The sequence below is a fragment of the Bradyrhizobium sp. NC92 genome (assembly GCF_025200865.1).
Classification (GTDB): Bacteria; Pseudomonadota; Alphaproteobacteria; order Rhizobiales; family Xanthobacteraceae; genus Bradyrhizobium.
The window spans coordinates 1,536,442-1,548,519 of the sequence record NZ_CP104171.1; the positions used below are offsets into that span (position 1 = coordinate 1,536,442).

A 12,078-nucleotide genomic window follows, 5' to 3' on the forward strand; every position below is an offset into this window, starting at 1 on the left:
TATCGTTCAACGCATGATCGCAGCCATCGTGCTCTCGATCGGCATCGTCGCCGCCGCTGTCGGCACGACTTACGGCTAGGGGCACATCGATGAGCCAATCCAACGCCAACATCCTCTGGTTCCTGCCGACCCATGGTGACGGCCGCTATCTCGGCACCGGCATCGGCGGCCGCGAGGTCAACTTCAACTATCTGCGCCAGATCGCGCAGGCCGCCGATCAGCTCGGCTATTTCGGCGTGCTGTTGCCGACCGGGCGGTCCTGCGAGGATTCCTGGATCGTCGCTTCCTCAGTCGCGCCGTTCACCGAGCGGCTGCGCTATCTCGTCGCCGTTCGTCCCGGCCTGCAATCGCCGAGCGTTGCCGCGCGCATGACCGCGACACTCGATCGCATCTCGAACGGCCGGCTGCTCGTCAACGTCGTCACCGGCGGCGATCCCGTCGAGAACAAGGGCGACGGCATCTTCCTCGCTCACGACGAGCGCTACGAGGTCACCCGCGAGTTCCTCAACGTCTACAGCGACCTGCTCGCCGGCAAGACGGTGGACGTCGAGGGTAAGCACTTCCATATCGAGGGCGGCAAACTGCTGTTTCCCCCGGTGCAGTCGCCGCGCCCGCCGCTCTATTTCGGCGGCTCCTCCGATGCCGGCATCGACGTCGCCGTCGACACCGTTGACAAATATCTCACCTGGGGCGAGCCGCCGGCGCTCGTTGCCGAGAAGATCGCCAAGGTGAGGGAGGTCGCGAGCGCGCGCGGCCGAAGACTCTCCTTCGGCATCCGTCTTCACGTCATCGTCCGCGAGACCAATGAAGAAGCCTGGCGCGCGGCCAACGAATTGATCAAGCATGTCAGCGACGACACCATTGCGCTGGCGCAGAAGAACTTTGCCCGCATGGATTCGGTCGGCCAGCAACGCATGGCGCAGCTCCATGGCGGCAAGCGCGACAAGCTCGAGATCGCCCCGAACCTGTGGGCCGGCGTGGGCCTCGTCCGCGGCGGCGCCGGCACCGCGCTGGTCGGCGACGCCCAGACCGTCGCGGCCCGCATCAAGGAGTATCAGGATCTCGGCATCGATACCTTCATCATGTCGGGCTACCCGCATCTGGAGGAAGCCTATCGGTTCGCCGAGCTGGTGTTCCCGCTGCTTGCGCTGGAGCAGCCTTCCAACGTGACCAAGCTGCATTTCAACGGCGGTCCGTTCGGCGAGACGGTCGGCAGCGATTTCCGTCCGCAGCACCGGGTGTCGCAATCATGAGCCTCATCGACAGCATTTCGCTTCCGCGCAGCATCCGCCTGCCGCGCGCCGACGGCCTGATCCAGTGGATCGTGCCGCTCGCCATCATCGCGATCTGGCAGGTCGCGAGCGTGACCGGCTTCGTGCCGACGCGGGTGCTGCCGGCGCCCAGCGACGTCGTGCTCTCCGGCTGGAAGCTGCTGCTTTCCGGCGAGCTCGTCCGCAACATCTGGGTGTCGTTCTGGCGTGCCTCGATCGGCTTCTTGATCGGCGGCAGCATCGGCTTCGCCTTCGGCCTCGCCAACGGCCTGTCGCAGCTCTCGGCCAAGCTGACCGACACCACGCTGCAGATGGTGCGCAACGTGCCGCATCTGGCGCTGATCCCGCTGGTCATCCTCTGGTTCGGCATTGACGAGAGCGCAAAGCTCTTTCTGGTGGCGCTGGGCGTGTTCTTCCCGATCTACCTCAACACGCTGCACGGCATCCGCACCGTCGATCCGCAGCTGATCGAGATGGGCCGCATCTACGGCATGACTGACGGCGAACTGTTCCGCCGCGTCATCTTCCCGGGCGCGCTGCCCTCGATCTTCGTCGGCATCCGCTTCGCGCTCGGCATCATGTGGCTGACCCTGATCGTCGCCGAAACCATCGCGGCCTCCTCGGGCCTCGGCTACATGGCGATGCAGGCGCGTGAGTTCATGCTGATCGATGTCGTCGTGCTCTCGATCCTGATCTATGCCCTGCTCGGCAAGCTCGCCGACAGCGCCTCCCGCGTGCTGGAGCGCCTGACGCTCTCCTGGCACCCCGCCTTCCAGAAACGTTGAGCAGAAATACTGTGAATCACATGCAGACAGCGCTTCGTACCTCTCTTCCCGAGACCGAGCTCGCCAGCCGCGCCAATTTCGCGCCTCACGCCCGCGTGGCGCGCGAGGAGCGGCAAGAAGAACGCCGAGTTCAGGCCAGCGGCCTGCCGCTCAGCATCCGCGGCCTGCGCAAATCGTTCGGTGACAACGAGGTGCTGCGCGGCATCGACCTTCACATTCCCGCCGGCCAGTTCGTCGCCATCGTCGGCAAGAGCGGCTGCGGCAAGAGCACGCTGCTGCGCCTGATCGCCGGGCTGGAGAAGATCGACGCCGGCAGCATCAGCTTCGGTCAGGAGATCCAGCCCGAGGACATCCGCGTCATGTTCCAGGAGCCGCGGCTGTTGCCGTGGGCCCGCGTGCTCGCCAATGTCGAGGTCGGCCTCGGCCGCGATCGTGCTTCCAGCGATGCGCATGCGCGCGCCGAGAAGGCGTTGATCGAGGTCGGCCTCGCCGACAAGCGCGACCAATGGCCCTCGGTGCTCTCAGGGGGCCAGAAGCAGCGCGTCGCGCTCGGCCGTGCGCTGGTCTCCCGGCCACGCGTGCTCGCCTTCGACGAGCCGCTCGGCGCGCTGGATGCGCTGACCCGCATCTCGATGCAGCGCCTGTTGGAGCGGGTCTGGCGCGACCAGGGCTTCACCGCAATCCTGGTGACCCACGACGTTGCCGAGGCGGTCGCGCTGGCCGACCGTGTGCTGGTCATCGAGGAGGGCCGCATCGCCCACGACGTCACGGTTAACGCCGCCCGGCCGCGCCAGCGCGGCTCGGCCGAGCTGGCAGGCCTCGAAGGCTCGATCCTGAGCCACCTGTTGTCAGCGGACGATCGTACCTAGATAAAAGGAACCCCGCTTCTGGGGAGCAACGCCATGAATGTAGTGCCCCGCGATCTCATGACCGAAATCCCCGTCTCGTCCGCCGATTTCCGCGGCGCCATGCGCCACCTCACCGGCGGCGTCAGCGTCATCACCGCCGGGCGGGGCAAGGACATCACCGGCATGACGGTGACCTCGGTGGCCTCACTGTCGGTCGAGCCGCCGACGCTGCTGGTCAGCATCAACCGCGACGCCTCGTCGTTTCCGCTGATCCGCCGCCACGGCGCTTTCGGCGTGAATATCCTCAATGCCGACCAGCTCGACATTGCCGAGCGTTTTGCCGGCAAGGGCGGGCTGAAGGGCGCGGATCGCTTTGCAGGCAGCCAATGGGTGACGGCAGTCTCGGGTGTTCCGCTGCTGGTCGGCGCGCTCTCGGCCTTCGATTGCGAAGTGGAGGAGATCGTCGAGCGCCACTCGCACGGCATCGTCATCGGCCGTGTCAGGGACATCAGGAGCTCGACCCGCACCGCCGCGCTGGCCTATTGGCACGGCCAGTACGTGGCGGTCGATCAGGACGAAGACGCGGCCAGGCTCGCCGATGTCAGTCTTCCCGCGCGCGGCCGGCGCGGCATTTGATCGCCGACGGCGCGCCTCGCGCAAGGCTGGTCTTTTCCGCCTCATCGCTCTAGAAGCGCTGCTTGAGCCTCCCGCCGGGATGACCATGGAGCGGATCGATGAAGCGCGTCGCGACTCTAGCCTTCTACGCCATCGGCGCGCTCGCGATCGCCTATCTCGCGCTCTACGCCTACGCGATGTTCTCGGGACACCCGATCGTGCCGGGCGACCCCATCCACATCTTCCGAAAGCCCGACGCGCCGAGTTATTCGTAACGGTCTCGTAGGGTGCGTTAGTTTCGTAGGGTGGGCAAAGCGAAGCGTGCCCACCGTTTCTACCCAGCGAAGCCAGATGGTGGGCACGGCGCAAGTGCGCCTTTGCCCACCCTACGGCACCGCGGTTGCGGCAATCAGCCCCTTAGAATCGCCAGCGCCAGCGCCTGCGCGCGCGGCACGATGCTGTCGATCTCCAGATATTCCTCCGGCGTGTGCGCGAGCCCGCCGACCGGGCCGAGGCCGCAGATGGTCGGCGTGCCGACCGCGGCGGTAAAGCCGGAATCGGCGCAGCCGCCGGAGAACTCGCCCTGCAGCGTGGTGAGGCCCACCTGCCTTGCGGCCGCCTGATAGTCTTCGAACAGGGCCTTCGACTCCGCGCTCTGCACCACCGGCACGAACTCGCCCTTGATCGTCAGCGTCGCGCTGGTGCCCGGCACATAGGAGGTCGCGACGATCTTTTCGATCGCAGCCATGATGCGCGCGCGATCGGCCGGATCGACATAGCGCAGATCGATCTGCCCTTCCGCGTAAGGCGCCGTCGTGTTGACGGATTGCCCGCCCGAGACGAGGCCGACATTGAGCGTGATGCCTTTGTCGAGATCGGTGAGCGCGTGGATCTGCACGATCTTGTGCGCGAGCTCGCCAATGGCGCTGACGCCGGCGGCGAAATTGGCGCCGGAATGCGCGGCCTTGCCGGTGATGGCCATATGCATGAAGATGCCGCCCTTGCGCCCGGTCACGACGTTGCCCGTGGGCCGGCCCGGCTCGGAATTGAACACCGCGCGGGCCGCGCGTCCCTCGCGCTCGATCACCGGGCGCGAGGAGGGCGAGCCGATCTCCTCGTCCGAGGTGATCAGCACCCTGATCGGATGCGGTGAGCTGCCGAATTTGTGGAAGGCGGTGGCCACGAACACGTTCATGACGAGGCCGGACTTCATGTCGGCGACACCCGGTCCATAGGCGCGGCCATCCCGGATCGTGAACGGCCGCCGCCCAGCCTCGCCCTTGCCGAACACGGTGTCGCGATGCCCCATCAACAGCACCGGCTTTTCGTTGCTGCCGGGCTTTGCCACCTCGGCATGGATCGCGTCGCCGAAGGTGGCGTTGGCCTCGCGTCGGAACGGAATGCCGTGCTCGGCAAAATGCCGCTCGAACCGCGCACCGACCGTATCGACGCCTTCCTTGTCGTAGGAGCCGGAATCGATGTTCACGACGTCGCGGAGCAGGTCGATCATCGCCTGCTTCTGCGACGCCAGCCAATCCGTGATTTGAGCTTCAGACATGTGGTCCCTCGCGTGGTTTCGGGCGGGGTTTATAAGGCCTGGCGCGAGGATGGCCTAGTCGCGTGGCGCGATCCCGTTATGCGACGAGCGCTCTCAACGCGTCATTGCGAGCGCAGCGAAGCAATCCAGAGCCTTTCCGCGGAGGAATTCCGGATTGCTTCGCTGCGCTCGCAATGACGTGCTGGCGGCCTGCATCAAGCAAAAATGCCCGGGTCTAGCCCGGGCATTCGTCGTCAGCTCGTGTGCTTCGAGGGATCACGCCCCCATCATCGGCATCCGCGGATATTCACCGGGCGTGCCCGCGGGCGGGATCGGGATGCCGCCGTCGGCATATTCGTTGAGCTTGTTGCGCAGCGTGCGGATCGAGATGCCGAGGATGTTGGCGGCATGGGTGCGGTTGCCGAGGCAGTGCTTCAGCGTCTCCAGAATCAGGTCGCGCTCGACGTCGGCGACGGTGCGCCCCACCAGCGCGCGCGTCACCTGCTCGGCGGCCATGGTGGCATGCGCCACGGCCGGTGCGGTCTTGGCGAGGTCGAGGCGGTCGCCGTCCGGCGTGATGATGGCGTCGGGTCCGATCTCGTCGCCCTGCGCCATCAGCACCGCGCGGTGCATGGTGTTTTCGAGCTCGCGGACGTTGCCCTGCCAGCGGTTGGCGGAGAGCACGCGGCGCGCCTCGGCCGAGAGCGGGCGCATCGGCACGCCGTTGGCCTCGGCGTATTTCTTCACGAAATGCTGAGCGAGCTCGAGGATGTCGGCGGGACGCTCGCGCAGCGGCGGAATCTTCAAGTTCACGACGTTGAGGCGGAACAACAGGTCCTCGCGGAACGTGCCTTCGCGCACGGCTTCCGCCAGGTTGCGGTTCGAGGTCGCGATGATGCGGATGTCCACCGGTACCGGCTTGGTGCCGCCGACGCGATCGATCACGCGCTCCTGAATGGCGCGCAGCAGCTTGGATTGCAGTCGGACGTCCATCTCGGAGATTTCGTCGAGCAGCAGCGTGCCGCCGGTCGCCTCCTCGAACTTGCCGATGCGGCGGGCGACCGCGCCGGTGAAGGCGCCCTTCTCGTGGCCGAACAGCTCGGATTCCAAGAGATGCTCGGGGATCGCGGCGCAGTTGATCGAGATGAACGGACGCTTGGCGCGGGCCGAGCGGGTGTGGACGTAGCGGGCCAGCACTTCCTTGCCCGTGCCGGATTCGCCGGTGATCATCACCGAGGCGTCCGAGCCGGCGATCTGCTGGGCGAGCTTGATCACCTTCGCCATCGCATCGTCACGATAGACCAGTTCGCGGGAATCATTGGCGACGGCGGCCAGCACCGCGGCGATCAGCTCCGGATCCGGCGGCAGCGGGATGTATTCCTTGGCCCCGGCATGGATCGCGGCGACGGCGGCGCGGGCGTCGTTGGTAATGCCGCAGGCGACGATCGGGGCGTGGATGTGCTCGGCTTCCAGCCGCAGCACGAGGTCGCGGATGTCGAGCGCGACGTCGACCAGCAGGAGGTCGGCGCCCTTGCCCCCGCGCAGCACGCGCATCGCCTGCTCGTGATCCTCGGCATGGGTCACGGTGGCGCCGTTCTCCATCGCGATCTTGGTGGCGGTGGTGAGCTGGCCCTTCAATGTGCCAACGATGAGAAGCCGCATGTCAGTCTCCTGTCCGTCTGTTCGCGCCGGCGCGCGTCATGTCCTTGCGTGTCAGCCGCGGTCGGCCTTGATGATTTCCGTCATGGTCACGCCGAGCTTGTCCTCGACCAGGACGACCTCGCCGCGGGCGACCAGCTTGTTGTTGACGTAGATGTCGATGGCCTCGCCGACGCGCCGGTCGAGCTCGAGCACGGTGCCGGGTCCGAGCTTCAGGAGCTCGCCGACGTCCATCTTGGAGCGGCCGAGCACGGCCGAGACCTGCACCGGCACGTCGAACACCGCTTCGAGGTCGGCGGCGGCGCGCGCCGCATATTCGTCCTCGTTGTAGCCGACGTCGGTGCCGGCAGGCGGCATCGGGCCGTTGAGATCGGGCAGCGGGACCTGTCCGTCAGTGTCGCTCATGGCTTAGCTCCCCCTGCGGGACGCGATGTAGCGTCCGACCATTTCGTCGATCTTGGCCGCGATGGCGCCGCGCTCCAGCACGACGCCGCCATCGGCCCATTCGATCCGGCAGTCGCCGGTGGCAATGTCCGGCTCGGCCAGGATCACCAGCCGGCCCTCGAAGCCGCTCTGCTTGGCGAGCCGCTCGATCCTCTCGCGCGCGCTGTCGTAGAGCGCATCGTTGATGCGGACGACGAGATGCGGCGTCGCGACCAGATGCGAGAAGCAGTCCTTGACCAGCGCGACGATCTCGCCGAGCGGCTCGGCGGCGACGAGGTCGGCGCACAGCTTGCGCGCCACCGCGACCGCGACCTCGACGGCCTCCGTCTCCATCCTGGTCTCGATGTTGCCGATTCCGGCGGCGACGCCGCGGATGGCGATGTTGATCTCTTCCATCGCGAGCGCGACGCGGCGGTCGCTCTCGGCCTTGGCCTCGCGCTGGCCGGCGGCAAAGCCGTCCTGATAGGCGCGCGCCTCGGCTTCCGCGACCTTCTGCGCGATTTCGGCCGCGGTCGCGGCCTTCTCGCGCGGCGAGCGCTCGGGCGCCGCGAAGTCGGTATCGAACAGGAATTTTGCCGGAGCGGCCATCAGTACACCAGCTCGTCGTCGGCGCGGTTCTTGGTCAGCATGATCTCACCCTTGGCGGCGAGGTCCTTGGCGAGATTGACCAGCAGCGCCTGGGCCTCGTCGACATCGCGCAGGCGCACGGGCCCCATCGCAGCCATGTCGTCCTGGAGCATCTTGGCCGCGCGCGAAGACATGTTGCCGAAGAAGAAGTTGCGGACGTCCTCGTTGGCGCTCTTGAGCGCGACGCCGAGCTTGTCCTTGTCGACGTTGCGCATCAAGGTCTGGGCCGAGCCGGAATCCAGCTTCACCAGGTCGTCGAAGGTGAACATCAGCGCCTTGATGCGTTCGGCCGATTCCCGGTTGTCCTCTTCCAGCGAGGTGATGAACCGGGTTTCGGTCTGGCGGTCGAAATTGTTGAAGATTTCCGCCATCACCTCGTGGGCGTCGCGGCGGCGGGTCTGCGACAGGTTGGACATGAATTCGGTGCGCAGCGTCTTCTCCACGCTCTCGATCACCTCCTTCTGCACCGCCTCCATCTTCAGCATGCGGTTGACGACGTCGAGCGCGAGATCCTCGGGGAAGATGCCGAGCACGCGCGCGGCATGCTCCGGTTTCAGCTTCGACAGCACCACCGCGATGGTCTGCGGATATTCGTTCTTGAGGTAGTTGGCGAGAACCTCTTCCTGCACGTTGGAGAGTTTCTCCCACATGTTGCGGCCGGCGGGGCCGCGGATCTCGTCCATGATGCCGTTGACGCGTTCCGGCGGCAGGTATTGCTGCAGCAGCCGCTCGGTGGCGTCGAAATTGCCCATCAGCGCGCCCGAGGCCGACATGCGCGAGACGAATTCGAGCAGCATGTCCTCGACCGTGTCGACCTCGACGGTGCCGAGCGTCGACATCTCCAGCGAGAGCTGGCGCACCTCGTCGTCGTCGAGCAGGCCCCAGATCTTGCCGCCATATTGCTCGCCCAGCGCCAGCATCAGGATCGCGGCGCGGCGCGGACCGGACAGCTGCGCGGCGCCCTTGCCGTCGGCGGCACGGCTGCCGGCGCGCTGACCGAGCGTGGAGATCACGCTGGTGATGTCGTTGGAGTTGGCGTTTTGCAAGGAGGCGGCCATGTCAGATCACTTCTTGATTTACTTGGCGGTTACTTGGTTGGCTCGGTGAGCCATTGGCGAATGATGGCGACGGTTTCGTTGGGATTGCGTTCGGCGAGCTCGCCGACGCGGTGAACTGACTGGGCGTGGACCTGGCCCTGGATGGTGGCGACGTCGATGGCGCTGGCGGCGCCGCTCGGCAGCAGCGGCTGGCCGGCCGGGGCGGCCTCTTCCGAAGCGGCGGGGCCACTCAGCACGCCGGAGATGGCGGCGGCGACTTCGTCCGAGGCGAGAATGCGCTTGACCAGCGGGCGGATCACCAGGAACAGCACGACGAGGCCGAGCAGCATCATCACGCCGAGCTCGACGAAGTACATGACGTCGTCCTTGGTGAACTGCAGCATGCCGAGGAAGCCTGAGGGCTCGCCGATCGGGGCGGTGGAGGGCGCGTCGGCGAAGCGCAGGTTGACGACCTCGACCTGGTCGCCGCGCTTCTGGTCGAAGCCGATCGCCGAGCGTACCAGGGTGGCGATGCGGTCGAGCTGCTCCTTGGTGCGGTCCTGGTAGGCGAGCTCGCCCTTGTCGTTCTTGGTGTAGATGCCGTCGACCAGCACCGCGACCGAGATGCGGTTGACGCGGCCGGCCTCGGTCACCTCGGTCTTGGTGGTGCGGGAGATCTCGTAATTGTTGGTCTCTTCGGTCTTCTTGCTCTGGTCCTTGGCCGCGACGCCGTTGTTCTGCTGGTTGCCGGGCAGCTCGTTGTTGACGGTGACCTGGCCGTTGTTGTCGGCGGTCATGCTCTGCTCTTCGCGGGTTTGGCTCGAGCGCAACACGCGGCCTTCGGGGTCGAACTTGTCCGAGGTCTGGGTGACCTTGTTGAAGTCGAAATCGGCGGAGAGCTGCACGCGGGCGCGGCCCGAACCGACCACCGAGGAGACGATGTCCTCGACCTGCTTGCGCATCCGCTTCTCGAAGGAGATGCGGCGTTCGTCGCCGAGCGCCTGCTCCGGATCGGTCTGGGCGCCGTCGGCGAGCAGCTGGCCGGCCTCGTCCACGATCGAGACCCGCTGCGGCTTCAGGCCGTTGACGGCGGAGGCGACGAGGTGGCGGATGGCGCGGATCTGCTGGGCTTCCAGCGCGCCGCGGACGCGCACCACGATCGAGGCCGACGGCTCCGGCGCCTCGCGCGCAAAGAGCGGCCGCTCGGGCAGCACCAGGTGGACGCGGGCGGCCTGGATGCGGTCGATGGCGCGGATGGTGCGGGCGAGCTCGCCCTCGAGCGCGCGCAGATGATTGATGTTCTGGACGAAGGAGGTGGTGCCGAGCGCGTCCGACTTGTCGAACACCTCGTAGCCGACGCCGCCGCCCTTGGGCAGGCCGCCCTCGGCGAGCTTCATCCGCAGCCGCGTGACCTTGTCCTTGGGCACCATGATGATGGAGCCCTCGTTGCGGATCTCGAACTGGATCCCCTGGCGTTCCAGGTCCTTGATGATGCTGGAGGAATCTTCGACGGACAGGTCCGTGAACAGCGTCGTCATCTGCGGCGTGGTGACGCGCATGATGACGAAGGCGAAGAAGCCGATGAGCGCGGCCGTGACCGCGATCATCGCCCCGAACCGGGCGGCGCCGATACTCTTCAGAAAGTCCGCAAGCCCTTGCAAGCAACCGCCCCACAGCTTCGGCTGCTTTCACCGGAAAGGCCGACTGGGCAATTATTGCCTAGGTGATGGTTTCGATATGGTTAACGAAGGTTAAGAGGTCGGACAAAAGTGCATCATGAAAAAAATCGGCCTCGCAGGGCGAGGCCGATTTTCGTCAAAAGCCGCAGATTTCCGGATCGCCTACTGGCGATATTGCTGGATGCGGGTGGTGCGAAGACCCGCCAGACCATGCTGGTCGATGGAAAACTGCCAGGAGAGGAATTCGTCGACCGTCAGGGTATAACGGCTGCAGGCCTCCTCGAGGGAGAGAAGTCCGCCACGGACAGCGGCGACGACTTCGGCCTTGCGGCGGATGACCCAGCGTTTGGTGCCGGGTGCAGGCAGGTCCGCGATCGTCAACGGACTGCCGTCCGGCCCGATGACGTATTTCACCCTCGGGCGATGGGGTTCTGTCATGGCGTACTCACAAACTCTCAACCACTGAACTCACGCCGTAACCGTAACCCCCGCGGCTTAAAAATCCGCTAAGCCTAAGGGTTCAATACAATTCTCGTTGAAACTTGCGGGAACGCGGCCGGCGCGGCGGGCGGAGACGCAATCTCGGCCGGCTGAGCGGGGCAGAAGGTAAATACTTTACTAACGAACGGGGTCTTCGGGGATGCCGCAAGGCCCTCTCTTGTCGTCCCGGGGCGCGCGCAGCGCGAGCTATGATGCGCAATTGCGCAGCTGAGGACCCATAACCCCAGGGAGTAGTTTGACGGAGACTCGGGGTTACGACCTCATGCGAAAACAACGTCCTGGGGTTATGGATCCCCGCCCCCGTGCGCAATTGCGCACTAGGCGGGGATGACTTCTCGGATGTGGCTCGCCCGTTCGCCTCAATTGCTGCTCGTCGCAATAATGCTCTTCACCTGGCTCAGCGTGTAGCTGGCGCCGTCGATGGTGAGCAGCGGCGGCGACTGGGTCAGGTCGACCGACGACACCACGCCCTGCACCTGCGCGGCAATGCCGACATTGTTGTTCGCGACGTCCTTGCCCGTGGCCGAGATCGTGTACTTGCCGTCGGGCCATTGCGTGCCGTCGTTGCCCATGCCGTTCCAGGTGAAGGGGATGTCGGTGCCGGCGGCGGCGCTATATTTGCCGGTGAACACGGTCTGGCCGCTGGAATTGGCGATGGTGATGTCGACGGTGGAATCGGTCGGCACGTTGAGATGCCAGGTCGCCGACGAGTTCTTCATGGTCGCGGTCGAGCCGTCGACCAGCGCGGTCTTGCCGACGAAGCCCAGCGCCTGGGTCGCCTGCGTGGTCTGCTGCAGGGTGACGAGCTGCGACAGCGCATCGTTGGTCTTGAGCTGCTGCTCGACGCCGGCGAACTGCACCAGCTGCTGGGTGAACTGGTTGGTGTCGAGCGGATCGAGCGGGTTCTGGTTCTGCAGCTGCGTCGTCAGCAGGGTCAGGAAGGTCTGGAAATTGCCGGCGAGCGTCGACCCCGTGGTCGAGCTCATCGACGAATTCGACGAGGATTTCGGAATGTCGGTCGTTCCGGAGACGACCGCGGGCGCAGTGGCGGCATTCGTGGTGGTCATTGCCTGAT

Annotated in this window: 13 protein-coding genes; 5 read left to right on the forward strand and 8 right to left on the reverse strand. The window is 65.9% G+C overall.

The window, feature by feature from the left end; genetic code table 11:
- Positions 1–89 precede the first annotated feature (89 nt).
- The 5 genes from ssuD (at position 90) to N2602_RS07265 (ending at position 3,794) form a co-directional block, all read left to right on the forward strand.
- Complete coding sequence (ssuD, locus tag N2602_RS07245) at positions 90–1,253, forward strand: FMNH2-dependent alkanesulfonate monooxygenase (protein WP_260382185.1); 1,164 nt, start codon at positions 90–92, stop codon at positions 1,251–1,253.
- Positions 1,250–2,056, forward strand: a complete 807-nt coding sequence (gene ssuC / locus N2602_RS07250; protein WP_172784670.1) for an aliphatic sulfonate ABC transporter permease SsuC — start codon at positions 1,250–1,252, stop codon at positions 2,054–2,056. The genes ssuD and ssuC overlap by 4 nt, the downstream gene beginning before the upstream one ends.
- 20 nt (positions 2,057–2,076) lie before the next feature.
- The gene (locus N2602_RS07255; protein ID WP_212254340.1) at positions 2,077–2,925 is read left to right on the forward strand and encodes an ATP-binding cassette domain-containing protein; all 849 of its coding nucleotides are present in this window, start codon (positions 2,077–2,079) and stop codon (positions 2,923–2,925) included.
- Between the two features lie 33 nt (positions 2,926–2,958).
- Positions 2,959–3,540, forward strand: coding sequence for a flavin reductase family protein (locus N2602_RS07260; RefSeq protein ID WP_260382186.1), 582 nt, complete (start codon positions 2,959–2,961; stop codon positions 3,538–3,540).
- 98 nt (positions 3,541–3,638) lie between these two features.
- Positions 3,639–3,794 carry a hypothetical protein gene (locus N2602_RS07265; protein WP_260382187.1) on the forward strand — a complete coding sequence of 52 codons (156 nt, stop codon included), beginning with the start codon at positions 3,639–3,641 and terminating at the stop codon, positions 3,792–3,794.
- Positions 3,795–3,928: 134 nt separating this feature from the next.
- Here N2602_RS07265 and N2602_RS07270 read toward each other — a convergent pair whose 3' ends face one another.
- The 8 genes from N2602_RS07270 to N2602_RS07305 all read right to left on the reverse strand — a co-directional run bounded on the left by N2602_RS07270 (position 3,929) and on the right by N2602_RS07305 (position 12,070).
- Entirely contained in the window at positions 3,929–5,077 is a 1,149-nt protein-coding gene (locus N2602_RS07270) for a M20 family metallopeptidase (RefSeq protein ID WP_260382188.1), read from the reverse strand.
- 255 nt (positions 5,078–5,332) lie between these two features.
- Positions 5,333–6,718, reverse strand: coding sequence for a sigma-54-dependent Fis family transcriptional regulator (locus tag N2602_RS07275; RefSeq protein ID WP_212254343.1), 1,386 nt, complete (start codon positions 6,716–6,718; stop codon positions 5,333–5,335).
- Between the two features lie 51 nt (positions 6,719–6,769).
- Positions 6,770–7,120 (reverse strand): flagellar motor switch protein FliN, encoded by a 351-nt coding sequence (fliN, locus tag N2602_RS07280; protein WP_172784664.1) that lies wholly within the window; start codon positions 7,118–7,120, stop codon positions 6,770–6,772.
- Positions 7,121–7,123: 3 nt separating this feature from the next.
- Positions 7,124–7,747: a FliH/SctL family protein gene (locus N2602_RS07285; protein ID WP_260382189.1), complete on the reverse strand. Its 624-nt coding sequence runs from the start codon at positions 7,745–7,747 to the stop codon at positions 7,124–7,126.
- Positions 7,747–8,844 carry a flagellar motor switch protein FliG gene (gene fliG, locus N2602_RS07290; protein ID WP_172784662.1) on the reverse strand — a complete coding sequence of 366 codons (1,098 nt, stop codon included), beginning with the start codon at positions 8,842–8,844 and terminating at the stop codon, positions 7,747–7,749. Before fliG ends, N2602_RS07285 begins: the two co-directional genes overlap by 1 nt.
- A gap of 29 nt (positions 8,845–8,873) precedes the next feature.
- A complete protein-coding gene (gene fliF, locus N2602_RS07295; protein WP_260382190.1) occupies positions 8,874–10,484 on the reverse strand; it encodes a flagellar basal-body MS-ring/collar protein FliF in 1,611 nt (536 codons plus the stop codon).
- Positions 10,485–10,664: 180 nt separating this feature from the next.
- Positions 10,665–10,940, reverse strand: a complete 276-nt coding sequence (locus N2602_RS07300) for a DUF1153 domain-containing protein (RefSeq protein WP_002714638.1) — start codon at positions 10,938–10,940, stop codon at positions 10,665–10,667.
- A 422-nt stretch (positions 10,941–11,362) separates the two neighbouring features.
- Complete coding sequence (locus N2602_RS07305; protein ID WP_260382191.1) at positions 11,363–12,070, reverse strand: flagellar hook assembly protein FlgD; 708 nt, start codon at positions 12,068–12,070, stop codon at positions 11,363–11,365.
- Positions 12,071–12,078: the final 8 nt, after the last annotated feature.